Here is a 25,884-nt window from a genome sequence, read left to right on the forward strand (position 1 = left end):
TCGTTCCTTACAGCCCCGTCGACGCCTCGATCCTGAACTGGGCAAGCGCGCTCTGTGGGTCGGTTTGCAAGAGCTGCATCAATTGCATCAGCGGTGCCTTGGCGCGCGGGGACAGCTTGATGGAAAGCGTCTGGCCCGGCGTCTCGACGAAGCGGGCGATCGCGTCCACGGCCGCGTTCGCATCCGGATTGGCGGAAGCAACTTGGTCGCGTTTAGCCGTGATGCTCTCGACGAGCGCCTGGCGTGCGGTATCGCGGCTTACATTCTGCATGCGCGCGAACTGCGCCGCGACGAGATCGACGACACCGCTATCGCGCAATGAGAATTCGAGTGTGCCCGCCTCGATGCGTGCCGCCTGGCCCATGAGCTGAGCGGGATCGGTCGAAAACACCTCACGCGGCACGTTGCCGAGCGCAATACGCAATTGCGCGCCTGCGATCCCGCCGATGTCGAGCGTCGCCGGCGTCAGAACGAAGCTGTTGGACTGTTCGGTCCAGGCAGCGCCGAGATCGAGGTCGACCGCGAGCTTGTCGATCCCGCTGGCAATCAATGGAAGCTGCTTCGGGTCGGATGGATCGGTGGGCGTGACAAATTTGGCAACCACATGCGCCTTGGTCGGGATTGAGCCGACCAGCTGCCCCCAGTCCAGGCTCAGTGTGTCGATCATGACCAGCTTCTTGGTGGTCTTGAACGGCGCCGTCACGCCCTTGATCTCTGCGCCTGCGAGCACGCCGAACAGCCCGAGCATCTGATCCGGCGAGGGCGCCCGCCCGGGAGTGGCGAGGCTTGCTGCCCAGCGCATCAAATTCGCCGTGCTGAAGGATTTCAGCGCGAAGCGCTCCATCTTGAACTGTCCCTGCGGAGACGGCGTGTCGACGCCTTCGACCGCGAACTCGCCGTCGCGATATCGGATGGCATTAACCGTGGCCGTTCCTTGCGGCGTGCCGACCGACATCTTGCCGATTTCGGCCTTACCGATGCGAAGACCCTCATAGACTCCGGCGAGCTTCTCCAGCAGCTCGCGTGCCTGTGCCGGCGTCGGCGGGGTCGATTGATCCCGCGGCAGCGCGGCAAATATCTCGGCCAGCCGGAATTTCGACGGCTGCACGGCGATGTCTTCCATGGTGAAGCCGTCGATATCCACTCGCATCCCCTGTGCCGATTTGAGCGCATAGGGACCTGTCGAGACCTGCCGGTAGACCCGGCGATAGCTGTCGTCGCTGGCCGTCTGCGGATCGAGCGCGGCGAGGATCGCGCTTGAATCGAAATCGTTGACGATGATGTTCGACAATTCGCCCGTCAGCTTGTCCGGCTTGCCGGGCTGCTTCACGTCGACCGAGATCACGGCGCGGTCCGACTTCATCGCGTCGATCTTGCCGTGCTTCAGGTTCTGGATCGCCAGTCCGGAATAGGTGACCTCGCCGCTGCCGGCGGCGCCGGAATCGAAGCTGATCGTGAGGGTCGGGGCCGTGAGCGACGATGCAGCGACACTCGCATATTGGCCGAGCACGTAGCGGTACAGGTCGACCAGCGAGCCGTCCGCCGGCACCTGATCCGCGTGAACAGGACCGGCATAGTCGCGCATGACCAATTGCGGGATCTTGTACGCGACCTTGAGCTTGGCAGCGCCGATCTGGTCCAGCGTAACCTCGAGCCCGGTGATGTTGATATCGTCGGCCGAGAACCTTGTCTCGTCGATCTGGCGAACGCCCGTGCCCTTGATAGCGGCGATCCTAATCTGCGCCTGCGGTGCCTTGCCGGGCGTAACTGCGATGTCCTCGATCGTGAGGGTGCGCGTGGGCAGATCGAAGGCGATCTTGCCGTAGCTGGCCTTGCCGCCTTGCTTGCGGATTTGCTCGAACGCGGCCTCCACCTCGGCGGTGGTGCGATGCTGGACGTAGAGATTGAAGCCGAACCATCCGCCCGCGACCACCACGGCCACGACGATCAGGCCGATCAGGATTCGCTTCATTCTCAGCTCCAGTTGCTCGCGTTGCAGGACGCAACTTGCCATATTCGCAAAGCAATGCGGGGTCCAGGGAAAGTGAGCGCTATCAGATATTTGACCGGGCGCCCTGTTGATGGAGCCGCAATCGGATGTTGCCACCGGGGCGCCCGGCGTGCTTCATCCCGTTTCCATGACCCGGAAAATACCACCCGAAGGCGGGCCGGTCAGGACAACGTAGTTTGAGGCCGGTAACGCGAGGCGAGACACCGCATGTCGTCTTATTCCGATGATCTCCACCAGGCGGCGCTGGCCTATCACCGTCTGCCGCGCCCCGGGAAGCTCGAGATTCAGGCGAGCAAGCCGCTCGCCAACCAGCGCGACCTCGCGCTGGCCTATTCGCCCGGCGTCGCCGCCGCCTGCCTGGAGATCGCCAAGAACCCGGCGGAAGCGGCGACGCTGACGATCCGCTCCAATCTGGTCGCCGTGGTTTCGAACGGCACCGCCGTGCTCGGCCTCGGCAATATCGGTCCGCTGGCCTCGAAGCCGGTGATGGAGGGCAAGGCGGTCCTGTTCAAGAAATTCGCCGGCATCGACGTGTTCGACATCGAAATCGCGGCCGACACCATCGAGCGCGTGGTCGAGACCGTGGCCGCGCTCGAGCCGACCTTCGGCGGCATCAATCTCGAGGACATCCGCGGACCGGAATGCTTCGAGATCGAGGCGCAGCTCAAGGAGCGCATGAAGATCCCGGTCTTCCACGACGACCAGCACGGCACCGCGATCATCGTTGCCGCCGCCGTCACCAACGCCCTGCGACTCAACGGCAAGAAGCTCTCCGACGTGAAGATCGTAGCATCGGGGGCAGGGGCCGCGGCGATCGCGACCCTGAACCTGCTGGTGTCTATGGGGGCGCAGCGCAAGAACATCTGGGTCTGCGACATCGACGGCCTAGTGCATGAGGGCCGCAACACCACGATGGACCGCTGGAAGGCGGTCTATGCGCAGAAGACCGACAAGCGCACGCTCGCCGACGTCATCGGCGGCGCCGACATCTTCATCGGCCTGTCCGCACCGGGCGTGCTCAAGCCCGAGATGGCCAAGGCGATGGGCGACAAGCCGCTCATCATGGCGCTCGCGAATCCGACGCCGGAGATCATGCCGGAGGAGGCGCGCAAGGTGCGCCCCGACGCCATGATCTGCACCGGCCGCTCCGACTTTCCGAACCAGGTCAACAACGTCCTCTGCTTCCCCTTCATCTTCCGTGGCGCGCTCGACGTCGGCGCCAGCGCCATCAACGAGGAGATGAAGCTCGCCGCCGTCGAGGCCATCGCGCAGCTCGCGCGCGAGGCGCCGTCCGATGCGGTCGCGCAAGGCTTTGATACCGGCGAGACGCAAGGGTTTGGCCCGGGCTCGCTGATCCCGTCTCCGTTTGATCCGCGGTTGATTTTGCGAATCTCGCCGGCGGTCGCCAAGGCTGCGATGGATTCCGGCGTCGCGACCCGGCCCATCACCAATTTCGACGAGTACACCGCGCTGCTCGAGCGCTTCGCTTTCCGCTCCGGCCTCGTCATGAAGCCGATGTTCGCGAAGGCCAAGACCCAACCGGTGCGCGTGATCTACGCCGAAGGCGAGGACGAGCGCGTGCTGCGCGCCACCCAGGTGGTGCTGGAGGAGAAGCTGGCGACGCCGATCCTGGTCGGACGTCCGTCGGTGGTCGAGGCCCGCATCGAGCGCTTCGGCCTGTCGATCAAGGCCGGCAGGGACTTCGATCTCGTCAATCCCGAGGACGATCCGCGCTACCGCTCCTACGTGCAGTCCTATGTCGAGGTCGCCGGCCGCCGCGGCGTGACGCCCGATGCGGCGCGCACGGTGGTGCGCACCAACAACACCGTCATCGCGGCGCTCGCAGTGGTGCGCGGAGAGGCGGACGCCATGCTTTGCGGCGTCGAGGGCCGCTACATGAGCCATCTGCGCCATGTCCGCGAGATCGTCGGGTTCACACCGGGGATCAGCGACTATGCGGCGCTGGCGCTGCTGATCACCAGCAAGGGCGCCTTCTTCATCGCCGACACCCAGGTGCGGCCCAATCCGAGCGCCGAAGAGCTCGCCGAGATCGCCTCGCTCGCGGCGGTCCACGTCCAACGCTTCAACATCAAGCCGAAGATCGCCTTCGTCTCGCATTCGGATTTCGGCAGTTACGACACGGAATCCTCGCGCAAGATGCGCCGGGCGACCCAGCTCCTGAAGGAGAAGCATCCGGAGCTCGAGGCTGACGGTGAGATGCAGGGCGACACCGCGCTCTCGGCCGCGGCGCGCAAAATGGTGCTGCCGCACTCCAACCTCGAGGGCGAGGCCAACATCATGATCATGCCAAGCCTCGACACCGCCAACGTCGCCTATCAGATGATCAAGTCGCTGGCGGACGCGCTGCCCGTCGGTCCGATCCTGATCGGGCCGGCGCGTCCAGCCCACATCCTCACCCCGTCCGTGACGGCGCGAGGCATCCTCAACATGACCGCAGTGGCTGTGGTGGAAGCGCAGGAGCGCGCGTCGCGGCAGCAGCCGACGTTGTTTACGTAGGGGCGGGGCTCTTTACCTCGCCCCGCTTGTGGGGAGAGGTCGAATTCGCGCGCAGCTCGAATTCGGGCGAGGGGGGACTCTCCGCGAGTCCAACTTTCACCGTCCCGGCCGAGGCTCCCCCTCACCCCAACCCTCTCCCCGCAAGCGGGGCGAGGGAGCGCACCTGCCGCGCGTCGGCAATTCAATGCTTTCAAAACGACTTTCGCCATTTCCCCGTTTGTCAACCGGCGAATGACTCTCCATAATCCTTCAGTGCTTTCGCGAAAATCCCGGTTTCAAAAAGCCTGAGCAAAGAGGCCGATCATGCCAGCGTTCGTGACTTTCGGGCGGATTCTGTTCGCCGTGCTATTCATCTACACGGGCGCGGCAAGACTGTTTGCCATGCAGGCGACCGTTGATTTCATCGCCGCCAAGGTCGTGGTGCCCGACATGATCGCGCCTTACGCCAAGCAGGTCGAGACGGCGACGGCCATGACGACGCCGCAACTGCTGGCGATCGCGGTCGGTGTCCTCGAGATCATCGCTGGGGTGATGATCGCGCTGAATTTCGGCGCGCGGTTCTTCGCGATGCTGATGATCATCTATGTCGCGGTCGCGACCTTCCTGTTCTACGACTTCTGGAACCAGGTGCCGCCTGACAACGGCAAGATGCTGGTCGACGCGCTCAAGAACCTGTCGATCATCGGCGCGCTCTTCATGATCATGGGCTACGGCCGCGCCACGCGTCCGGCCGAGGCGGCCTACGGGGACGTATAAAAGTTAGACCGCTACGTCCTGCGCCACGGCGTGACGGTCACGTCATGCGCGGCGTCGAGCAGATACGGCGCGCCCGGCTTCATCCCGTGTGAGGCCAGCACCTGCTGAGGCGTCCGCGCCGGTACTTCCACAAAACAGCCTTCGCCGCCGGGCAGCCGCAGATGCGGGGCTTCCGACAGCCAGAACGTGTCGTAGCGGTTCATGAACATGTCGAACACGACGGGGCCGCCGATGATTGCGACGGTGCCGGAGGCGACATCGGCGAACGCACAGGCGTCTTCGAAGCTGGCGTGATCCGGATTCCACAAGGTCGCGTTCGGCATTTCGGGATCGACGGTCAGCTCCTTTATCTTGCGGGTCAGGATCAGGCGCTTGCGCTTGGGTGAATTCGGCTGCTGCTCGTGCGAGTGACGGCCGTGCACGATCAGCGCAGCGCGATCGAGCGCCTGCTCGAAGAACAGCTTGTCGCCTTCGAACTTCAGGCTGTCGGGCATGACATGCGCCGCGTCGGCGAGCATGCCGTCCGCGGAGACGATGACGTAGCCTTCGATGCGAAAGGACAAGGCGCGGCTATTCGGAAACCGTCGTCACGACGCTGTTGACCGGCCGGGTGCTCACCGTCGGCAGCTTGACGTCCTTGAGCAGCTCCTGGTCGTATTCCGGCAGCGTAGAGGCCGGGAACTTGGCGCGCATCGCCACCACCTTGTAGCCGCCGGCCTTCAGGCGCTTGAGCAATTCGGGCAGGGCCTCCGCGGTGTGCTTCTGGAAGTCGTGCATCAGGATGATGCCCTTGCCCTTGCTGTCCAGCTTCTTCATGACGGTCTCGACCACCTTCTCGGGCTTCGAGGCCTTGAAGTCGAAGGAGTCGATGTCGCAGGAGAAGATCGCCGTGTTGCGGTTGCCGAGATAGGTGACCATCTCCGGCGGATGCTGGAGCGCCGGGAAGCGGAAGAACGGTGAGGGCGAAATGCCGCCGAGCGCCCATTTCACCGCGGAAAGACCCTTCTCGATCTCTTCCTTGCGCTGCGCTTCCGTGAGCTTCTTGTTGTTGAGATTGGCGTGCGACCAGGTGTGGGTGCCCACGGTGTGGCCGGCCGCGTAGACCTGCTTGAGGATCTCCGGCTCGTACGTCGCGTGCTTGCCGATCGAGAAGAAGATGCCGGTGGTGCACTCGTCGGCGAGCGCCTTCAGCACCGCAGGCGTGTTCTTGGGCCAGGGGCCGTCGTCGAAGGTCAGCACGACCTCCTTGTCGCGCAGGAAATCGAGCTCCTTGAAATGCTCGAAGCCGAAGCCGGGACCGCCCGTGGTGTCGATCTCGACGGTGCGGGCGACGCCCAAGGCGCCCGGCGTGTTGCAAGCCGCGCGCGCGGGCTGCGGCGCCTGTTTAGGCGCGGGAGGATTGACGAAGCCCGCCGGCGCGGCGGCTGCTGCAGGAGCGGGTGCCGGAGCCGCAGCGGGCGCAGCCGCAGCCGGTGTTGCCGCCGGTGGGGCTTGCGTCGCGGCAGCGGGCTTTGCAGCCGGGGTCTGCGACCATGCCGCGCTCGTCATCGCCAGAGACATCGCGCTTGCCAAAATCAGTCCTGCCGCCACACGCATGGTGTTGTCCTCGAGATTGATCCCGTTGTTCCGCCGCGGCTTTTCGCCTCCGGCAAAACCATCCTGCCCCTAACGATCCTAGCCTAGATGGTGGGCCCTCGCCATTGCAACGGCTGTTTGGCGCCCCACCGCAATTGTGCCCAACCGGGTTGCGGGACATGCGCCGTCAAGTGTCGGCCAGCGCCTTGGCGATCGCCGTCTTGATCCGCGTGTCGGCCGGCTCGACCATGGATGCAAAGACGTCGGCGATATAGCCGTCCCGGCCGATCAGGTATTTGTGGAAGTTCCAGCGTGGAACATCCTTGGGGCGCGCCTCTGCCGCCCATTTGTAGAACGGATGCGCTTTCGCACCGACCACGACAGCCTTGGCCGCGATCGGGAAGGTAACGCCGTATTGGTGGTGGGCGGTCTCCGAGATCTCGCTGGTGCCGCCGGGCTCCTGTCCGCCGAAGTCGTTGGAGGGCACGCCAATGACGGTGAGGCCGCGTTGGCGAAACTCGCCCCAGATGTCTTGCAGGCCAGCGTATTGCGGCGTGTAACCGCAGAGCGAAGCGGTGTTGACCACCAGCAGCGGTTTGCCGGTGAAGGCCGCAAGGCGGATGTCGCCGCCTGACAATGCCGGGAAAGAGAAGGCATAGGCGGAGATTCGGCTCATGCCGCCATCCGCCAGTGCACGCGTCACCGGCGCCAGCGTGCCTGCAAAGGCGGCGATGAGCATGGTCCTGCGGTTCATCATGACGGCGTTTCCCGAAATGATCCGGGGCGGATGTTACCCCGCCGCTGCGAGCGGCCTCGTCAACACCGCGTTATCTGCTGCGATGAAGCGCGTTAGTACAGGCGGACGATGAAATCGGTGCCTTCGCCAGTCTCGCCCTGGTTGATGCCCTGGTCGGAGACGATGATCGAGCCGCCTGACGTCAGCATTTCGTTGATCTTCGTGATCGTGTCGGCCGGGACCGAGATGCGGTCGAGGGCTTCGGCCGGGCTGTCCGGCGTGACCACGGGCTTGGCAGCGACGGGAATCACGGCTGCGCCACGCTGGTGGCCTGTCATGCGGCGATCATCCTCGCGCGCGGCAGAGCGGACGGACACCGGCAAGGACACCACCGACCAATGCAGTGCATTGGAATCGGCCTTGTCGACTTCGGCGGTAAAGACATGCGTGCCGAGCGGTCGATCGCTCGCGGCGATCGTGACAGGCACCTCGAACAGCGGCGCAAAGTTCTGCCGCACGTAGAGCTTGGAATCCTTGCGGCTGATGAAGACCGCGATCTGGCCCGCGCGCTTGGGCGCTTCAGGTTTTGCCACGGACGCCGGATCGGCAACGCGGGTTTCGTCCTTCTTGACGTCGGGCGTGGCCGCCTGCGCTGGAGCCACGGCCGGTGCATCGGGCGTCTTCGCGGGTTCGGCGGTTTCGGACTTCGGCGTCTCCGCGGCCTCGACAGGCTTCGCTTCAGTGTTCGCGGGCTGCGCGGCATCTCCGGCCTGGGGCTTGGCCGCGTCCGCCGCCTCAGCGGTCTTGGTCTCGGGCTTTGCGGTGGTCTCGGTCTGGTCGGCCGAGGCCTCCTCGTGGACCGGGGCATATCCGGTGGTCACGTCCGACAACACGGTGTGGCCGACCGACGAGCGCAGCTCGAGCACGCCGTCCGCGCTGGCAGTCTTCGTTTCAACCGGCTTTGCTTCGGTGGCCCCGGTATTGGCCGCGACCTTGTCGGCCTTCTCGGCGGCATTGGTCTGCGGCTCCAAGCTGGCCGCGGGTTGCGGCGGAACGCGCATCGAGGCAAGCAGCGGATGTGAGAAGTTCTGCGGTGACATCTGCCCGGGCGAAACGATCACGCGCGCGCCCATCCTGGTCCAGTTCCACATCTTCACAGCGAACGCCATCGGCATGCGGATGCAGCCGTGCGAGGCCGGATAGCCCGGCAGCACACCGGCATGCATGGCAACGCCCGACCACGTGATCCGCTGCATGTACGGCATCGGCGCGCCGCTATAGATGTTGGAATGGTGGAATTTGTGCTTCTGGATGACGCTGAACACACCCATCGGCGTCGAATGGCCCTTCATGCCCGTCGACACCGGGGATTCCGCGAACACGCCCTTGGTGTCGTAGACCGTGACCTTCTGCCGGTCGATCGAGACGACGATGACGAGAGGACCCTGCGGTTTCGTGCCGGCTTCTTTTTCGGCAACGAGCTCTTTCTTGCCGGCCGCACCACGCTTCTGCGGCTTCTGGCGCGGGACTTCGGGATGGCGCTCCTGGCGCCCGTAGGACCCGTCGGAATAATCCGTCCAGTAATAAAACGCTGCGTCCGCCTGGCTCGCCGTGCCGATCGCACCCGCCGCCGTCAAAATGGCGACCTGCCAAAATCGCGCCGGCTTGGCAGAAAAACCAGACCCGTTCACGCTGTTCATCATCGAATCCATAATCCAAATCAGATGTTAGTCTCTCAGAGGGGATACGCGTTCACCAGCGCGGCGGTTCTGCGATCAGCTACTTTTGTCCAAAGCGTAGCAAAAAAGCCTCACGGAGCGGTAAACGGCGGCCGTATCGGCCTGCCGATCGTCTTCCTGATCGGTCGCCTCATACCTACATTGCTGGGACTTGTTACTGGAGAACTTCATGTCATCTCGTTTCCCCGGTCTTTCCAGCATCCGCTTGAAAGGCCTCGCTTTATTTCTCCTGGCGCTGACCGTGCCTGCGGCGTCCGCATCCGCCGCGGACGAGCCGGATCTGATCTTCCGCCGCTCGACCGTGTTCAAATGGATGAGCCCGAACGACAAGCTTGCGACCTATGGTCTCGACGATCCTGAAGTCGAGGGCGTGGCCTGTCATTTCACGGTGCCGGAGAAGGGCGGCTTCAAGGGCTGGCTGGGCCTTGCCGAGGAGGTCTCGGACATTTCGCTCGCCTGCCGTCAGGTCGGCCCGATCAAGTTCAAGAACAAGATGGAGCAGGGCGACGACATGTTCCGCCAGCGCCGCTCGCTGTTCTTCAAGAAGATGCAGATCGTGCGCGGCTGTGACGCCAAGCGCAACGTGCTGGTCTACATGGTCTATTCGGACAGGCTGATCGAGGGCTCGCCGAAGAACTCGACCTCGACCGTCCCGGTCATGCCGTGGGGACCGGCGGACGCAAACGTCCAGAAGTGCGGAGAGTTCTTCACTCAGTGACGCTCTTGCGTTCATTCAGTGACGCGCTTGCGTTCACCAATGACGCGTTTGCGTTCACTCGGTGATGTCAGCGCGGCTGGCGCGCGGTTTTGCAAGATGCGAGCCGGTCAGCCGCACGAATGATTGCGGTGTGGCCTCAAACCCGCGGCTCGATTGCAGCGCCATTTCGCCAGGCGATGTGGCGCTGCTGCGAACAGACCGTTGCTCCCGGCGGTCCGTTCGTTGGTCCGCATCGCGCGTCGTTGCGCGATTCTGCGCCGTCATGATGGCCGTTCCTCACATGAACGCGCTCGGTGATTCCGGGCGTCTCGGTCTCGATAGCTTGGGTCGCCGTCGAAGCGCCCCCGGTTCGACGGGGCCCAGCCTTCGTTCGGCTTCTCTTCAGCAGAAAAACGTAAAACGCATGTGAAGGGTGTGAGGCGGGATCATGACAGCGCCAGCGTTCCGGCGCGCAGCCGAGCGCGCACGGAACCTGCCAGGCCACATTGGGCGGCCACACGACCCATCTGAAAAGATTGGAATTTTCCGTCGAATATGTCGTCGCTCCGAACGGGACGAAACAATTCTCACGGAGATGAAACCATTTTCCGGCTTTGGCGCATCACGCGCGAAACCGCCCATGGTTATCAACCTCACAACGACGACGGCGCACGCCGGCCAGAAAATTCGGAGACAAGTCCATGCGCACGCTCAGCCTCATCCTTGCTTTCGCTTTCGTGCTCGCCGGCTCCTCGTTCGCGGGCTCGCCGGACGGCAATGTCCCAGGCATCGGTACTTTCCAGTACAGCGGCTCGCCGATCATGACCCCGGCGCCGCAGCCGATCGTGGTTGCCGCGCGCTTCTGATCGCCAACAAGAAAAATCAGCCGATAAAGGCCATCATGATTGTTCGTACCTTCGCTGCGGCGTTCATATTCCTTCTGACGATCAGTGCCGTTCAGGCGCAGGTGCGCTCTCCCTCCAGATTACCCGATCCCCGTACCGAGTTCGTGAGGCAATGCGCGCCGCGCATGCTCGGGCGATGGGAGCATCCGGAAGAGGTCTGCGGCTGCCTGCACGATCATGCTGCCGCCGTCGTCGAGGATCGCGATCTCCGCGAGGCCCTGCTGCGCGGCATCAGCGAGACCGGGGTGCCGACGATCGAGACCGACTGGGTGCCGGCCGCAAAGCAGACCGAAATCGGCCCGACCTTCACCAAGATCGCCAAGCCGACCCTGCAATGTATGTTCGATCCGGCGAAGTAGCGCTCATCGCTTTGATTTCGGACCAAACCGCGACACGCAGGTGCTCGTCCGTGCGACGCCCTTGTCGGTCATCTTGGCGCCGCGCACTTCCTTGACCTGTCCGGCGGGACAGGTTCCGTCGTCCACTTGCACGCGCTGGCCGAGCTTGAGATCGACGATGTCCTGCTCGCGTCCGACCGTGCCTGCGCGCGCGGTCGCGGCGAGTGCGATGAAGATCAGGAGCGAGAGGCAAGTCGCGCGGCGTAGCAGCATGGTGTGAGCTCCCAGCATCGATGCCGCAATGTAGGGAGCGGCAGCCGATTCTCATAGTGAGCGTTCGTCATGCCCGCCGGGCTGGCTTGCGTCTCGCACGCAAGGCCGCTCGCGATTCCCGCGCGAGCCGCTCGGCGGATGCGACGAGCTTCGGAACCGCGTGGCCGGAAAATCCCAGCACGAAACCGGGAAGAGGACGCGCGCGTGAATAGGTGTCGGCCAACAGCCAGCCTTCGGCGCCGGCGGCCTGCTTGGCGTCTGCCGCCACAGCCAGATCGACCGAGGGATCGAACCGAGCGACAAGATGCAGACCCTGTGATGGGACCGGCACCGACAGCACGCCCTCGGATTCGGCTTCGAGCGTCCCGGCCAGCGCGTCGCGCGCCTCCCGGTAAAGCTTGCGCACGCGCTTCAGGTTCGCCGCGAACGCGCCGGAATTGAGCATGTCGGCCACCGCGCCCTCCATCAGCGTGCCGGGAAAGCGGTCGAGCGCGGCCCGCGCGGCGGTGACATCCGCAATCAAGCGCTCGGGCAGGGCGCAATAGCCGATGCGCAGGCCCGGAAACAACGTCTTGGCGAACGTGCCCATGTAGATCACCCGCTGGAGGTGATCGATGCCGGCCAGCGACATCAGCGGCGCGCCGTCATAGCGGAACTCGCTGTCGTAATCGTCTTCCAGCACGAAGGCGCCGGCCTGCCTGGCCCAGTCCAGCAGCTCGAGCCGTCGCGGCATCGACATCTGCACACCCAGCGGAAACTGGTGCGACGGGGTCACATAGGCTGCGCGCGCGGACGGCGCCGCTGCGCGGCCTTTGGCGACACGCATGCCGTGCGCGTCGACGGGAACGGACACCGCACGATAGCCGCAATGCGCGATGGTTTTCCGCGCAGCGGGGTAGCCGGGGTCTTCGCACCAGACCTGGTCGTTGGGCTTCAGGATCGCGCTCAGCACGATGCGCAGCGCGTGCAGCGTGCCCGACGTCAGCATGATCTGATCGGGATCGCAGCGCAGGCCCCGCGCCGACAACAGATGATCGGCGATCGCCGCACGCAGCTCGCGGCTGCCACGGGGATCGCCATAGTGCAGATGCTCCGCGCCGAAGGAGCGCATGCGACGGCCGACAAAAGCCCGGAAACGCTGCACGGCGCGCGCGTCGATATGGGTGCAGCCGAGCGAAAACGCGCCTTGCCCGGGCGTTTCGACGCTGATCTTCGGCCGCTTCGGCTCGGCCGCGCGCGCGGGGATGCGCGCGGCGACGAAGGTGCCGGAGCCGACTGTTGCGTCGGCAAAGCCGTCGGCAATCAGCCGCTCATAGGCGGTGACGACGGCATTGCGCCGAAAGCCAGTCTGTTTGGCCAGCGTGCGCGACGGCGGCAGCGGCTCGCCGGGTTTCACCAGACCGCCGACGATCATCTCGCACAGCGCCTGATACAGCCGGTGCGCCGACGAGGCGCCAGCCGTGATGTGCGGGCCTGCGAGGTCGAGCGGCAGCTCGGCTTTGGCCGGCGAGGAGACGGAATTGGTCGGAATTTTTCGCATGGAATTGGCACTATCGCAGACCAAATCCGTGGCTACAACTGCGCTGGAAGTGTTTCAATCCGACAGGAGCGGCCGTGAGCCAGACCGAGAACCAAAATTCCTATCCGACATCCGCGCGCAACCAGGTGAAGCGCCGTCACGACCGCGGCTTCTACGATCACGACACCGTTCATCGCATCCTGGATTCCTCGATGCTCTGCCACGTCTCCTACGCGATCGACGGCCAACCCTATTGCACGCCGACCTTCTTCTGGCGTGAAGGGACGAAGCTGTACTGGCACGGCTCGAGCGCCAGCCGCATGCTGCGCAACCAGACCCGGGGCGAGCGTGTGTGCCTGACGGTCGCCCATCTCGACAGCCTGGTGCTGGCGCGCTGCGGATTCAATCACTCGGCTGACTACCGCGCGGTGATGGCATTCGGCACCGCCTATCTCGTCACCGATCCCGAGGAGAAGGAGCGCGCGGTGATCGCCATGGTCGACCGCTTCTTCCCGGACCGCACCGCGAGCCTGCGGGCGAGCAACACGCAGGAGATCAAGGCGACCTCCTTTATCGCGATGGAGATCGAGGAGGCCTCCGCGAAAGTCCGCGCCAAGGGTGTCGCCGACGATGACGAGGACTATGAATTGCCGATCTATGCCGAGCGCATCCCGGTGCGCACCGTGCTCGGCGCGCCGGAGCCTTGCCCGCGGCTGCTTGAGGGCGTGCGCCGACCGGCGACACTGAATGGCTATTCGGAGGGCCGGCTGCTCGAAGATGCATTGCGGGATGCCTATTTTGCAGAGTACCCGAACGGCTGAAATCGGCTAGCTTGCGCTCCATCGCTGATCTCAATGCCCGATTGGAGTTGCCTGATGAATGCCGAAACGCAGCAGAGGATTCTTGACGCCGTCGATGCCGGCTTCGAAGCCCAGCTCGCGACCACACGCGATTTCGTCGCGATCCCCTCGACCCGCGGTGCGGAGGGACCGTGCCAGGACATGATCGGCGACCTCCTGCGCGTGCGCGGCTACGAGGTCGACGACTGGCACATCAATGTCGACGACCTCAAAGATCTGCGCGGCTTCGGGCCCATCGAGCACGATTTTTCGAAGGCGCGCACTGTGGTCGGCACGTACCGGCCCAAAACCGAGGCGGGCAAATCGCTGATCCTCCAGGGCCATTGCGACGTCGTACCGGCCGGCCCGCTGGAACTGTGGGACACCCCGCCGTTCTCGCCCGTCATCAAGGACGGCAAGATGTTCGGTCGCGGTGCCTGCGACATGAAGTCGGGCACCATCGCAGCGCTCTCCGCGCTCGATGCGATCAAGGCCGCGGGCCTCAGGCCGACGGCGCGGATTCACTTCCAGTCCGTGATCGAGGAGGAGAGCACCGGCGTCGGCGCACTCTCGACGCTTCAACGTGGCTATCGCGCGGATGCCTGCTTCATTCCTGAGCCGACCGGCGGCAAGATGGTGCGCTCGCAGGTCGGCGTGATCTGGTTCCGCCTGCGCGTGAAGGGCCATCCGACACACGTCGCCTTCGCCGGCTCCGGCGCGAACGCAATCATGGCGGCCTATCATTTGATCCAGGCGCTGCAAAAACTCGAGATCGAGTGGAACGAGCGCGCGAAAGCCGATCGTCACTTCAAGACGCTGAACCATCCCATCAATTTCAACCCCGGCATCATCAAGGGCGGCGACTGGGCCTCCAGCGTGCCGGCCTGGTGCGACGTCGATTGCCGGATTGCCGTGTTGCCGGGCTGGTCGATCGCCGATCACCAGAAGGAGATCATGGCTTGCGTTGCGGCTGCCGCGCGCAACCATCGTTTCCTCGCCAATAATCCCCCGGAGGTCGAATGGTCGGGCTTCTTGTCGGAAGGCTATGAGCTGACCGACGCCGCCGCGCCGGAAGCCGCGTTCGGCAAGGCCTTCAGCGCCGTCTATGGCGGCCAAATCGAAGACCTCGTCTTCACCGCGCTCACCGACACGCGCTTCTACGGCCTCAATCACGGTATCCCGAGCCTGTGCTTCGGCGCGAGTGGCGGCGAGATGCACGGCTTCAATGAATATGTCGATCTGCAATCGCTGAAGAAGACGACCAAGGCGATGGCGCTGTTCATCGCGGATTGGTGCGGGGTGGAGAAGGGGTAGGGGCCTTCCGCCGTCATTGCGAGGAGCCCTTGCGACGAAGCAATCCGGACTGCCCGCGGAGGCAGACCTGATTGCTTCCGCCTTCGCTAAAGCTTCGGCGGACAAGTCGCTGCGCTCGCAATGACGGGAGCTGCCCAATCCACCGGCGTTCCAAAATCCTTTAAGCTTAAACTAAAGACTAGGATGCCGCCCGCGCCGGTGGCAGACTGGCGCCGGGTCCACAAGGTCTTGAGTCCGTCGAGGAAGTCACGATGCGCGATTGGGATGACGCTTACGCCAATTCGGCCCATATCCCGGGCTCGGACAAGATACCGGCGCTGTGGGCGGAGCGCGCGGCGGCTTATCGCGCCGGACTGAAGGAGTTTCGCGCCGACATCGCCTATGCCCCCGGCGAGCGCCAGCGCCTCGACCTGATCTTGCCCGACGGCGACAGCAAGGGCCTCGTCGTCTTCGTCCACGGCGGCTATTGGATGCGCTTCGACAAATCGGCATGGACTGATCTCGCCGAAGGCGCGCGGCATCACGGCTGGACGGTGGCACTGCCAAGCTACACGCTGACGCCGGCCGCGCGCATCTCCGACATTACGGCGGAAATCACCGCAGCGATCGCCAAGGCGGCCGCGCTCGTCGCGGGACCGATCCGGCTCGCCGGCCATTCCGCGGGCGGGCATCTCGTTACGCGCATGCTGTGCGACGACAGCCGGCTGGAGCCCGCCGTCTTCAACCGCATCGCCGGGACGCTGTCCATCAGCGGCCTGCATGATCTGCGTCCGCTGCTCAAGACCAGGATGAACGACACCCTGCGCATGACGATGGAGGAGGCGACGCTGGAAAGCGCGGCGCTGCATCTGCCGCGCGGGCCTTCACCCGTGACCGCCTGGGTCGGTGGCAACGAGCGGCCCGAATTCATCCGCCAGTCCGATCTGATGGCCAATGTCTGGACTGGCTTCGACGCGCCGACGCGTCTTGTCGTCGATCCCGGGCTGAACCATTTCACCGTGATCGACGCCCTCAAGGACCCGTCGTCGCCAATCACCGCGCGCCTGATCGGCCTCGACTGACGAGGCCTTAAAGATCGATCGAAAGGGCATGCCATGACGTCCAGCGAATACGATCCCGCAAGCGAAGGCGCCGAGACCGATTTCGCCCGGCGCATGTCCTACGGCAACTATCTGGCGCTGGACGCGATCCTCGGTGCGCAGCATCCGCTGTCGGAAGCGCATGACGAGATGCTGTTCATCATCCAGCATCAGACCACCGAACTGTGGATGCGGCTCGCCATCCATGAGCTCAGTGCCGCACGCCGTTCGATTGCAAAGGATGAGGTGCAGCCTGCGATGAAGATGCTGGCACGGATGTCGCGCATCTTCGAGCAGCTCAACGGCGCATGGGACGTGCTGCGCACCATGACGCCCAGCGAGTATACGCGCTTCCGCTCGCAGCTTGGCCAATCCTCAGGCTTCCAGTCGCGGCAATACCGGTTGATCGAATTCCTGCTCGGCAACCGCAACCACGCCATGCTCAAGCCGCACGCGCACGATCTGGAAACCACGCAGCTGCTCGAAGCCGAGCTCGCGACGCCAAGCCTCTATGACGAGGTACTGCGGCTCGCCGACCGCAACGGGCTCAAGATGCCTGCGGCCGTGCTGGCGCGCGATGTTCGCGAGACCCATAGCTTCAACGAAGGTGTGCTGCAGGCCTGGCGTATCGTCTACGAAGCGCCGGAAACGCACTGGATGCTCTACGAGCTGGCCGAGAAGCTGGTCGATTTCGAGGATTATTTCCGGCGCTGGCGCTTCAACCATGTGACGACAGTCGAGCGCGTCATCGGCTTCAAGCGCGGTACCGGCGGCACCGGCGGCGTCAGCTATCTCAAGCGTATGCTGGAGGTCGAGCTGTTTCCCGAGCTCTGGCGCGTGCGCACGATCCTGTAGAGATTTTCATGACCAAGCTTCGCGTTTACGACGACACCAAAGCGCTGTTCCATATGCCCGACGGTGTCATCTATCTCGACGGCAATTCGCTCGGCGCGCTGCCGCTTGGCGTGGCCGAGCGCGTCAGTCGCGTCATCACCGCCGAGTGGGGCGATGAGTTGATCCGCGCCTGGAACACAGCGGGCTGGTATGCCCAGCCGCGTCATGTCGGGGATCGCATCGCGCGACTGATCGGCGCGGAAGCCGGCTCCATCATGGTCGGAGATACGCTGTCGCTCAAGGTCTATCAGGCGCTCGCCGCCGCGCTCGATATGAACGCATCGCGCAAGGTCGTCCTGTCGGACACCGGTAATTTTCCGACCGACCTCTATATGGCCGAAGGCCTGATCGCGACGCTCGGCCGTGGCCATCAATTGCGCCTGGTCGCGCCGGAGGAGATCGAGGCGTCGTTGTCGGAGGAGATCGCGGTGCTCTACATCACCGAGGTCGATTACCGCACCGGACGGCGCCACAACATGGCGAAGCTGACTGCAAGAGCGCATGCGCTCGGCATCGTCACGGTATGGGACCTCGCGCATTCGGCCGGCGCGCTGCCGGTTGACCTTGCAGGCACCGGCGCTGATTTCGCCGCCGGATGCACCTACAAATACATCAACGCCGGTCCCGGCGCGCCAGCCTTCCTCTACGTCGCGCCGCGCCACGCCGACAGCGTGCGAGCCGCTTTGTCGGGGTGGATGGGGCACGCAAAGCCGTTCGCGTTCGAGCTTGCCTATGCAGCCGCGGGCGGTGTCGAGCGCATGCGCGTCGGCACGCCGCCGGTGCTGGCAATGGCGGCGCTGGAGGCTTCGCTCGACATCTGGGACCGCGTCGATATCAGGGAAGTCCGCGCGCGTTCGCTGGCGCTCGGCGATCTCCTGATTGCCGAGGTCGAACGCCGCTGTCCGTCCTTGAAGCTCGTCACGCCGCGCACGCATGAGCGTCGCGGCTCGCAAGTCTCCTTCGCCTTCGCAGGCGGCTACGCTGCGATGCAGGCCCTCATCGCCCGCGGCGTGATCGGCGATTTCCGCGCGCCTGACATTATGAGGTTTGGCATCACGCCGCTGTATATTGGCGAGGCCGAGGTGATGAAGGCAGCCGAGTTCATCGAGGAGGTGATCGCGGGCGAGATTTGGCGGCGGCCGGAGTATCAGGTGGTGAATGCGGTAACGTGAGGTACGAAGGCTGTCTCCCCCGTCCTTGCGAGCGCAGCGAAGCAATCCAAAATCTTTCCGCGGATACATTTCTGGATTGCTTCGCTGCGCTCGCAATGACGACCTCGGACGTCATTGCTTTGCCGCGCGGAGCAATTCACCCTGTGAGCAGAATGATTTGGGAGGAGATCCGATGACGCCGCTCGAGAAGCTTAAAGCAATGAAGATGCCGTTTGCCGAACTCAAGGGCGTCGAGTTCGTCGAGGCCGGGAAAGATCGCGTGGTGGCGCGGATGACGGTCAGGCCCGATCTCTGCACGCTTCATCACACCATCCACGGCGGCGCGGTGATGGCGCTGGCCGATTCCGTCGGCGCGGCGGCCACCGTGATCAATCTCCCGGAGGACGCCAAGGGCACGACCACGCTTGAGAGCAAGACCAACTTTATCGGGGGGGCCAAGGAGGGAACCACGGTGATCGCGACCGCCACCCCAGTCCACAGAGGCCGGCGAACCCAGGTCTGGACCACCCGGCTGGAGACCGAGGACGGCAAGCTGGTCGCCGTGGTGACGCAGACCCAGCTGGTCCTCGTATGAATACGGGGGCTTGATTTTGTTAACGAATTAGTCGCCTCCCATGCCCGAAACTTTGGCAGGTTCCCGTCTTGAAAAATTTGTTGCGATGCACAATATTGGAGGCCTAGGGATTCGAACGCCTCCTCGAGGGACACCAAGAGGAGTTTTGACTTGTCACTCGCAGCAGATTTTGGACTTGAAGTAACCAGCCGCCCGAAGTCCGTTCAGGGCTACGTGCGCACGTTGAGCCAGCAGGAAGAATTGCCGCTCTTGCGCGATCACCTGCTGAGGCTTGATGCCGAAAGCCGGCACGACCGCTTCAACGGTTTTCTCGACGACAGTTTCATCGAGCGTTACGCGGCCCGTTGCGCCGAGGACGGCACCGTGATCGTCGCCTATATCGTCGACGGCGTGGTCCGCGGGGCGGCCGAGCTGCATCCGCCCGAGGGCGATTCGCTGCCCGAGGTCGCCTTCAGCGTGGAAGCCTCGGCGCGGCGCCAGAACGTCGGCACCGTGCTGTTCAGCCGCCTGATCGCGGAAGCGCGCTGGAAAGGCTACAAGCGCCTGCGTATTACCACCGGCGCCGAGAATCACGCGATGCGGGCGCTCGCCAGGAAGTTCGGCGCGCATCTGCAATTCCGTCATGGCGAATCGACCGGTACGATCGATCTCGCCAAGGCGCCTGAGGACGAACTCGCTGATCTCGCGGCCTCGCCATTCGCGGCCGGCCGCGCTCTTATCAGCTTCAACTCGACCTGCTGGAAGATCATTTCCAGCATCTACGGCAATCGCGCCGCCTGAAAAAGCCGATTGGAATCAAAAAAGCGGACCGGCAAAACCGGTCCGCTTTTGTATTCAGAATAGCGAGCTCAGGTGCCGGTGCGCTTGTCGTTGCCGAAGCGGCGCACGACACGGCGTTCGACCACCACCGAGCGCTGTGCGCCCTGTTCGCCGGCGATCACGCGGGTCGAGGTGATGCGGCTGTTGGTGCGAACCTGTTTCTTGACCTCTGCCTGGACGACATCGAGCGGCATGCCCATCAGGGCTGCGGCGATCTCGGCCTGCTGCTCCTGATCGTCGGTGATGCCGACGGCGGCGAAGATCGCCTCGTCCAGGGTCGGCGGATCGTGGCGCACGCGCCGCGTGCCATATTTGGTATTCCAGTCTGCGTTCATAACGGCCTCGTTTCGATGCCGGGATACCTAGTGCTGTCTATGTTGCATTGCAATATAAAATCGGTGTGGCATCTCAGCTATGCACCGGTTGGGTGTCAGGGTGGTGACGCGACACCGGCAACATCCGCAAGCCGCTGTTGTGGCCAGCGTTTCAGCGCCGCGTGGCCCGCTTCCGTCAGCCCGTAGATTCCCCGCTCGGTGCGTTCGAACCAGCCATACACATTGTTAAGCATGATCTTGCCGGCATCGGGACAGCGTCGGCGCAATTCGCTCACCCGCCGCGGGCCTGCCGCAAGCTCCGAGGCGCAGGCCAGCGCCTGCTGCCGATAGGCCGTCATGATCGGCGCGCGCGTGCTACCGCCGAGCACCGGATCGCCCTGGCGGCGCTGATGCTCTGCGACGAGGCGCGAACGGACCTTCGGCTCGCGGCGTGGGGCTGCCGTCGGCGGCTTCACCAGCACTTCGACCTGACCGCGGTCGGTCACCCCGAGCATGCCGAAGCCGAGGCGGCGACAGAGATTGCGATAGCGCGCGTCGGTCTCGCGTCCCTTGCCGCGCACCGACATCTTTGCGGCGATCCAGACCTCGTCGCCGGCCGGTGCACGATCGACCGCCTGAAGGATCAGCTCGAGATTGAAGCTCAGCTTGAGTTCGCCGATCACGACTACCGGCGGATCTCCGGCGCTGAGGCCCACGAGATCGCAGCCGCCGATCTCGCCCTTGACCGTGAAGCCGAGCTCTTCGAGGAAGCGTTTGACAGGCAGATAGAGCGTGGTTTCCAAAGAAAGTTTCCGGGTGTCACGTCCGATCGGAGAATCAGTTGCGGCAGTTTAGCCCGGAACGGGCTCGGGGCTCTGCGCCATTTGATCGGGAACAGATGATCCGGCTTTTGGCGAGAAAATCGCACTCACCGGCGAGCAGAGCATCCGTTGCAAAGGCAATCTCCGGCTCTTGGGTGCCGGATTGATGCCTTTAGCCTATGAGACGGTCGTAGTCTGCGTGCGAGCCGATCCAGAACCAGACGCAGGCTCCATCAGACTCGATAGCCAGGGCGCGATAACGTAGGCCGACTCTGGCGGACCAAAATCGTCCGACCCGTTTGAATTGAAGCGAGGGATGCGTTGGGTCGTTCTTCAGCAGCTTGAAATTGGCATCGGCGAGCCGCCGAACATTGACGGGCAATGCCTCATAAGCCTTCCAGAATCTCGTGGAAGCTGTGTGCTTCACAAGTCGCGCGTTTGGGCGGCGCGATAATCGCTCAGCGCTTCCTCGGCAAATTGATCGAGCTTACCCGCCTTGATATCCTGCTCCAGGACCTGATCGAAGCGTTCAGCGTCGAACTGCTCGAACCATGCACGAAACCGGGCCAATTCGTCAGGCGTAAGTCGCTCGACCGCTTGCTCGATATCATCCGTTGTCATGGTTCGAATATAGCAATGCAGGAAGGTTCAGAAAAGGTGGGCGGCAGTTGAACCTACACCCGCCCGCCGACCGGGATCAGCGCGCCGGTGACGCCGCTGGCGGCATCGCTGGCGAGGAACAGGATGACTTCGGTGAGTTCCTGCGGGGTCACCCATTTGGCGAAGTCGGCTTTCGGCATGTCGGCGCGGTTCGCCTTGGTGTCGATGATCGAGGGCAGCACCGCGTTCACGGTCACCTTGCCTTTCCACTCGCTCGCCAGCGCCTCGGTGAGCCGGTGGACGCCGGCTTTCGAAGCCGCATAGGGCCCCATGCCGGAGCCGGCCTGAAGCGCTCCCATGGCGCCGATATTGACGATGCGGCCGGCTGTGGACGCGGCCAGATGGGGCAGCGCCGCGTGTGAGGCGTTGAGCGCCGTCAGCAGGTTGAGCGCATGCATGTGCTGCCACGTCTTGACGTCGCCGTCGCCCACGGTCTCGACGGCGAAGCCACCGGCGATGTTGACCAACACGTCGACCTTGCCAAAGTGTCTTGCCGCCACCTCGACCGCCGTCTTTGCTTGTGCCGCCTCGGACAGATCGACGCCGCCGATCTCGATGCGCTCAGGCGTCGCGGAGATTTGCGATGGCGCATGGTCGATGCCGGCCACGCGCGCGCCGCGCGACTGCGCCGTCTCGGCGACGACTTTTCCAAGTGCGCCGAGTGCTCCGGTCACGATCAGAACCTTGCCTTGCATCATTGTTCTCCCGGCATGGCCGCTTAAGATTTATGGCCGCCTACGATTGCAAATAGCGCGCCTTCAGTGCGGTCCGCTCCGCTCTGCCGAGCTTGAGACCGTCGCGCAAGTAGGTTTCGAGATCGCCATACTCGCTACCGACGGCCTCGAAAGCAGCCGCAAGATACGAGGCCTCGACGGTGCCGATCGCGTCGAGAACATCGGCGGGAAGATCGGAGACATTTGATGCGTCGCGCTTGTAGTGCTGGTTGGTCAACAGGTAGTCCTCGGCAATGATTTCGTCGGCCACGCCGAGCGCATGCAGGATCAGCGCGCTGGCAAAGCCGGTGCGGTCCTTGCCGGCGGTGCAGTGAATGACGAGCGGCGCGCAGTCCTCCAGGAGATGTCCGAACAGGTTGCGGAAACTGGCCGTGTTGTGGCGGACGTAGTTGCGATAGGATTCGCGCATGAGTTCGAGCGTGACCGGCGCCGTCAGCCTGCCCCTGGCGAGCTCGGCGCGCAGCGCGGCCACGACCGTCGGCTCGATCGGCAGTGAATGCACGGCGATCTCGCTGACCACGCAGACACCCGCCGCGCGCTCCTCGACGCCACGAAAATCGAAGGCGCTCCGCACGCCCAGCGCGCGGACGATCTCGACATCGGCGGCAGTGAGCTGGCCGAGATGGTTGGAGCGGAAGATGTGCCGCCAGCGCGTGGTACGGCCATCTGCGGTCGGATAGCCGCCGAGGTCGCGAAAATTGCTGGCGCCTTGCAGGGCGAGATGGCGGGTAGGGGAGTCTTTCATGGAGGTGTCTTGTCACGCATCTAAAGCGGTCGGTGCCCGCCTGTGCGACCATATGGTCCCGCAATCCAGTCCGGAATCAAAAAGGGCCGAAACACCGTTGTTTCGACCCTTTTTCGACTGACGCCGGGCATCGAGAGACCGCGGCGGTATTGAACCGAACGCAGGCATCAGCGATCCCATTTCGGCTTGGCTTCATCGACTGCTTCCTGATGGTACCAGCTGCCGCTGCAAATCGTCTCGTTCACGGGGAGCGAGGCGTGGTTGGCGGGAAGGCGGGTCTCACCGTTGCGGCGCCCCCCGAGAGCCGAGCGGCCCCCGACAGGGAATTGGTAGATCTGTGCAGATCCGTGACTCAGTCCATTGTTCATCATTGCGGTATCTCCCGAGATCGCAGCGCTGGGCCTCCATGGTGCGCCCGACTCGTTGGCTTGTGGTTACTGGAATCCCCATATCGGCCGTGCATTCCGAAATGCAAAGTGCTGAAAAGGAAATCAGCCTTGGCCTATTTTGTAGGCAGACTGCATTCTGCTTCCTCTAAGGCAGCGCTCGGGTGGCTAACGCGTGGGCCGTTGCGAAGGTTGCGGGCGACGGGCGCAGACTTGGCGAATATTGCCGGACGTTGATGCGCGTTTAGCCGGCAACCTCAGGCCGGGGCCTGCCTGCTCCAGAATCGGGCGATTTCCGCGGGATTTTTGCGGTGCAGCTTCACGCAAAGGTGCGCCGCTATGACGCACGGCGCACTGGCCGATCCGCCGGGAGGGAGAGGGGGCCGGCGGCGGTGGAAAACCTCCCGCGCTGCGGCCTTTTGGCACGTTAAATGCTTGGAAAGGGTCGGCCGATGTTGGCCGGGTAAACAATCGTGCGGGGGCCTGCGGCCCCCACCTTTCGCATCATCTACAGAGAGGCTCAATGACCAAGTATAAGCTCGAGTACATCTGGCTCGACGGATATACGCCGACTCCGAACTTGCGCGGCAAAACTCAGATCAAGGAATTCGCGTCGTTCCCGACGCTCGAGCAGCTTCCGCTCTGGGGCTTCGACGGCTCCTCCACCCAGCAGGCTGAAGGCCACAGCTCCGATTGCGTGCTGAAGCCGGTCGCGGTGTTCCCGGATGGCGCCCGCACCAACGGCGTGCTCGTGATGTGCGAAGTCATGATGCCCGACGGCAAGACGCCGCACTCGACCAACAAGCGCGCCACCATCCTCGACGATTCCGGCGCCTGGTTCGGTTTCGAGCAGGAATACTTCTTCTACAAGGACGGCCGTCCGCTCGGCTTCCCGGCCTCCGGCTATCCGGCCCCGCAGGGTCCGTACTACACCGGCGTTGGCTTCTCGAACGTCGGCGACGTCGCCCGCAAGATCGTCGAAGAGCATCTCGACCTCTGCCTGGCTGCCGGCATCAACCATGAAGGCATCAACGCGGAAGTCGCGAAGGGCCAGTGGGAATTCCAGATCTTCGGCAAAGGCTCCAAGAAGGCCGCTGACGAAATGTGGATGGCCCGCTACCTGATGCTGCGCCTGACCGAGAAGTACGGCATCGACATCGAGTTCCACTGCAAGCCGCTCGGCGACACCGACTGGAACGGCTCCGGCATGCACGCCAACTTCTCGACCGAGTACATGCGTACGGTCGGCGGCAAGGAGTACTTCGAGGCGCTGATGGCGGCCTTCGACAAGAACCTGATGGACCACATCGCCGTCTACGGCCCGGACAACGACAAGCGTCTGACCGGCAAGCACGAGACCGCGCCCTGGAACAAGTTCAGCTACGGCATTGCCGATCGCGGTGCTTCCATCCGCGTGCCGCACTCCTTCGTCAACAATGGTTACAAGGGCTATCTGGAAGACCGTCGTCCGAATTCGCAGGGCGACCCATACCAGATCGCTTCGCAGATACTGAAGACGATCGCCTCCGTGCCGGCCGACAAGAAGGCCGCCGCCTAAGATCCTCCCGGCCCGGGCTGGGGGGCTGGCCCGGGTTGGACTTCGATCCGCCGAAGCCGAAAGGCTTCGGCGATTTTTCATTCTGATGACAGCCGTTGCGGAGACCCCTCGGACGTCATCGCGGGAGATTTGTCCATCGCCGCCGAAAGCGGGATAGAGTGCGCCTGGATGCGTGCAGGGCCGGGGACGGCTGGTGTTTGAAGGCTTCTACAAGGTGAGATTTCAGCTCGGCGACGGGGTCGGCCGAAGCGTGATGCATGCTGGCAACGGCAAGATGCTCGGCGGTAATTCGGCCTTCGCCCATATCGGCACCTACGCCAAGACCGAAGCCGGCGTCGACATCGTGATCAACACGGTCCGCCACAACCCCGATCCGACCTATCGCGCCATGGCGGGCACGGACGATGCGACCTTGCTGGCCAAGGGCTGGGCCGACGGCGATCTCTATCGCTTCAAGGGCGAGCTCAAGGAGCTGCCCGGCGTACCCTTTCAGTCGTTGATGACGCCGATCACCGAAGACGAGATGCCGATCGCCGGCGGCGTCGGCGAGGCCGGCATCGCCGACGGGCTTTACTCGGTGCATCTGCGCATGCTCGACGGCGTCGACGGCGGTCTCACCGGCGTGATGCTGCTCAACAAGGGCCGCATCCTCGGCGGCGACGCATCATTCTACTATCTCGGCAGCTACACCGCCGCCAACGGGCGCTGGAAGGGCCAGATCCTCAATCAGGAGCACACGCCGGCCAAGGACGATCCGATCTTCGGCGGCCACGAGGTCGGCATCGGCTTCTCCGGCACTTATGATGCCGAGGAGGCGGTCCTGGAGGCAACGGCGCTCGCCGGCAAGCGCAGTCTGCGCCTGACCGCCGCGCTCAAGCTGATGCACCGCGCCTGATCGCCACGGGAATC

The 25,884-nt window shown here is 63.9% G+C and carries 27 protein-coding genes; 14 read left to right on the forward strand and 13 right to left on the reverse strand.

The annotated features are described in order from the left end of the window. Nucleotides 1–7: 7 nt before the first annotated feature. Complete coding sequence (locus tag IVB48_RS39010) at nt 8–1,972, reverse strand: hypothetical protein (protein ID WP_247408468.1); 1,965 nt, start codon at nt 1,970–1,972, stop codon at nt 8–10. A gap of 246 nt (nt 1,973–2,218) precedes the next feature. Here IVB48_RS39010 and IVB48_RS39015 point away from each other — a divergent pair, with 246 nt between their 5' ends. Beyond that, entirely contained in the window at nt 2,219–4,528 is a 2,310-nt protein-coding gene (locus IVB48_RS39015) for an NADP-dependent malic enzyme (protein ID WP_027569709.1), read from the forward strand. A gap of 303 nt (nt 4,529–4,831) precedes the next feature. Continuing rightward, nucleotides 4,832–5,284: a DoxX family membrane protein gene (locus tag IVB48_RS39020; protein WP_027569710.1), complete on the forward strand. Its 453-nt coding sequence runs from the start codon at nt 4,832–4,834 to the stop codon at nt 5,282–5,284. An 11-nt stretch (nt 5,285–5,295) separates the two neighbouring features. Here IVB48_RS39020 and IVB48_RS39025 read toward each other — a convergent pair whose 3' ends face one another. The 4 genes from IVB48_RS39025 to IVB48_RS39040 form a co-directional block, all read right to left on the reverse strand. Beyond that, nucleotides 5,296–5,847, reverse strand: coding sequence for a dihydrofolate reductase (locus IVB48_RS39025; protein WP_247408469.1), 552 nt, complete (start codon nt 5,845–5,847; stop codon nt 5,296–5,298). 7 nt (nt 5,848–5,854) lie between these two features. Next, on the reverse strand, nt 5,855–6,880 hold the full coding sequence (locus IVB48_RS39030; RefSeq protein WP_027569712.1) for a polysaccharide deacetylase family protein: 1,026 nt from the start codon (nt 6,878–6,880) through the stop codon (nt 5,855–5,857). A 166-nt stretch (nt 6,881–7,046) separates the two neighbouring features. Further along, a complete protein-coding gene (locus tag IVB48_RS39035) occupies nt 7,047–7,616 on the reverse strand; it encodes a glutathione peroxidase (protein ID WP_247408471.1) in 570 nt (189 codons plus the stop codon). A 92-nt stretch (nt 7,617–7,708) separates the two neighbouring features. Continuing rightward, on the reverse strand, nt 7,709–9,295 hold the full coding sequence (locus IVB48_RS39040) for a L,D-transpeptidase (RefSeq protein WP_247408473.1): 1,587 nt from the start codon (nt 9,293–9,295) through the stop codon (nt 7,709–7,711). A 208-nt stretch (nt 9,296–9,503) separates the two neighbouring features. Between IVB48_RS39040 and IVB48_RS39045 the strand changes: the two genes are divergently transcribed. The 3 genes from IVB48_RS39045 (at nt 9,504) to IVB48_RS39055 (ending at nt 11,295) form a co-directional block, all read left to right on the forward strand. Then, entirely contained in the window at nt 9,504–10,052 is a 549-nt protein-coding gene (locus IVB48_RS39045; RefSeq protein ID WP_247360644.1) for a CreA family protein, read from the forward strand. Between the two features lie 680 nt (nt 10,053–10,732). Further along, the gene (locus tag IVB48_RS39050; protein WP_007591870.1) at nt 10,733–10,897 is read left to right on the forward strand and encodes a hypothetical protein; all 165 of its coding nucleotides are present in this window, start codon (nt 10,733–10,735) and stop codon (nt 10,895–10,897) included. Between the two features lie 35 nt (nt 10,898–10,932). Next, the gene (locus IVB48_RS39055) at nt 10,933–11,295 is read left to right on the forward strand and encodes a hypothetical protein (RefSeq protein ID WP_027569717.1); all 363 of its coding nucleotides are present in this window, start codon (nt 10,933–10,935) and stop codon (nt 11,293–11,295) included. Nucleotides 11,296–11,298: 3 nt separating this feature from the next. Here IVB48_RS39055 and IVB48_RS39060 read toward each other — a convergent pair whose 3' ends face one another. Together IVB48_RS39060 and IVB48_RS39065 are read right to left on the reverse strand one after the other, a co-directional pair. After that, nucleotides 11,299–11,547: a DUF6719 family protein gene (locus tag IVB48_RS39060; RefSeq protein ID WP_027517580.1), complete on the reverse strand. Its 249-nt coding sequence runs from the start codon at nt 11,545–11,547 to the stop codon at nt 11,299–11,301. A 67-nt stretch (nt 11,548–11,614) separates the two neighbouring features. Further along, a complete protein-coding gene (locus IVB48_RS39065; protein ID WP_247408475.1) occupies nt 11,615–13,087 on the reverse strand; it encodes a PLP-dependent aminotransferase family protein in 1,473 nt (490 codons plus the stop codon). A 74-nt stretch (nt 13,088–13,161) separates the two neighbouring features. Between IVB48_RS39065 and IVB48_RS39070 the strand changes: the two genes are divergently transcribed. From IVB48_RS39070 to IVB48_RS39100, 7 genes are all read left to right on the forward strand, one after another. Then, the gene (locus IVB48_RS39070; protein WP_247286347.1) at nt 13,162–13,887 is read left to right on the forward strand and encodes a pyridoxamine 5'-phosphate oxidase family protein; all 726 of its coding nucleotides are present in this window, start codon (nt 13,162–13,164) and stop codon (nt 13,885–13,887) included. Between the two features lie 54 nt (nt 13,888–13,941). Further along, nucleotides 13,942–15,219 (forward strand): ArgE/DapE family deacylase, encoded by a 1,278-nt coding sequence (locus IVB48_RS39075; RefSeq protein WP_247408477.1) that lies wholly within the window; start codon nt 13,942–13,944, stop codon nt 15,217–15,219. 251 nt (nt 15,220–15,470) lie between these two features. Next, nucleotides 15,471–16,280 (forward strand): alpha/beta fold hydrolase, encoded by an 810-nt coding sequence (locus IVB48_RS39080; protein ID WP_247408479.1) that lies wholly within the window; start codon nt 15,471–15,473, stop codon nt 16,278–16,280. A gap of 33 nt (nt 16,281–16,313) precedes the next feature. Continuing rightward, nucleotides 16,314–17,153, forward strand: a complete 840-nt coding sequence (gene kynA / locus IVB48_RS39085) for a tryptophan 2,3-dioxygenase (protein WP_027569723.1) — start codon at nt 16,314–16,316, stop codon at nt 17,151–17,153. Nucleotides 17,154–17,161: 8 nt separating this feature from the next. Next, on the forward strand, nt 17,162–18,364 hold the full coding sequence (kynU, locus tag IVB48_RS39090) for a kynureninase (RefSeq protein WP_247408481.1): 1,203 nt from the start codon (nt 17,162–17,164) through the stop codon (nt 18,362–18,364). 172 nt (nt 18,365–18,536) lie between these two features. Continuing rightward, nucleotides 18,537–18,938: a PaaI family thioesterase gene (locus IVB48_RS39095; protein ID WP_027569725.1), complete on the forward strand. Its 402-nt coding sequence runs from the start codon at nt 18,537–18,539 to the stop codon at nt 18,936–18,938. A 150-nt stretch (nt 18,939–19,088) separates the two neighbouring features. After that, the gene (locus IVB48_RS39100; protein ID WP_007609461.1) at nt 19,089–19,718 is read left to right on the forward strand and encodes a GNAT family N-acetyltransferase; all 630 of its coding nucleotides are present in this window, start codon (nt 19,089–19,091) and stop codon (nt 19,716–19,718) included. Nucleotides 19,719–19,786: 68 nt separating this feature from the next. On the opposite strand, the gene IVB48_RS39105 is transcribed toward IVB48_RS39100, so the two are convergent. The 6 genes from IVB48_RS39105 to IVB48_RS39135 form a co-directional block, all read right to left on the reverse strand. Further along, nucleotides 19,787–20,092, reverse strand: coding sequence for a hypothetical protein (locus IVB48_RS39105; protein ID WP_007591844.1), 306 nt, complete (start codon nt 20,090–20,092; stop codon nt 19,787–19,789). Between the two features lie 95 nt (nt 20,093–20,187). Further along, a complete protein-coding gene (locus IVB48_RS39110) occupies nt 20,188–20,874 on the reverse strand; it encodes a DUF2161 family putative PD-(D/E)XK-type phosphodiesterase (RefSeq protein WP_247408483.1) in 687 nt (228 codons plus the stop codon). Nucleotides 20,875–21,315: 441 nt separating this feature from the next. Continuing rightward, nucleotides 21,316–21,513 carry a hypothetical protein gene (locus tag IVB48_RS39120; protein ID WP_247408485.1) on the reverse strand — a complete coding sequence of 66 codons (198 nt, stop codon included), beginning with the start codon at nt 21,511–21,513 and terminating at the stop codon, nt 21,316–21,318. 53 nt (nt 21,514–21,566) lie between these two features. Beyond that, nucleotides 21,567–22,247, reverse strand: a complete 681-nt coding sequence (locus tag IVB48_RS39125) for an SDR family oxidoreductase (protein ID WP_247286342.1) — start codon at nt 22,245–22,247, stop codon at nt 21,567–21,569. 40 nt (nt 22,248–22,287) lie between these two features. Continuing rightward, complete coding sequence (locus IVB48_RS39130) at nt 22,288–23,031, reverse strand: tyrosine-protein phosphatase (protein ID WP_247408486.1); 744 nt, start codon at nt 23,029–23,031, stop codon at nt 22,288–22,290. A gap of 167 nt (nt 23,032–23,198) precedes the next feature. Further along, nucleotides 23,199–23,402: a DUF2735 domain-containing protein gene (locus tag IVB48_RS39135; RefSeq protein WP_007591835.1), complete on the reverse strand. Its 204-nt coding sequence runs from the start codon at nt 23,400–23,402 to the stop codon at nt 23,199–23,201. Nucleotides 23,403–23,940: 538 nt separating this feature from the next. Here IVB48_RS39135 and IVB48_RS39140 point away from each other — a divergent pair. Continuing rightward, nucleotides 23,941–24,975, forward strand: coding sequence for a glutamine synthetase beta-grasp domain-containing protein (locus IVB48_RS39140; RefSeq protein WP_007591833.1), 1,035 nt, complete (start codon nt 23,941–23,943; stop codon nt 24,973–24,975). Nucleotides 24,976–25,168: 193 nt separating this feature from the next. After that, a complete protein-coding gene (locus IVB48_RS39145) occupies nt 25,169–25,870 on the forward strand; it encodes a GrlR family regulatory protein (protein WP_027569732.1) in 702 nt (233 codons plus the stop codon). Nucleotides 25,871–25,884 lie beyond the last annotated feature (14 nt).

Source organism: Bradyrhizobium sp. 76 (genome assembly GCF_023073025.1).
In the GTDB taxonomy this organism is placed as follows: Bacteria; Pseudomonadota; Alphaproteobacteria; order Rhizobiales; family Xanthobacteraceae; genus Bradyrhizobium.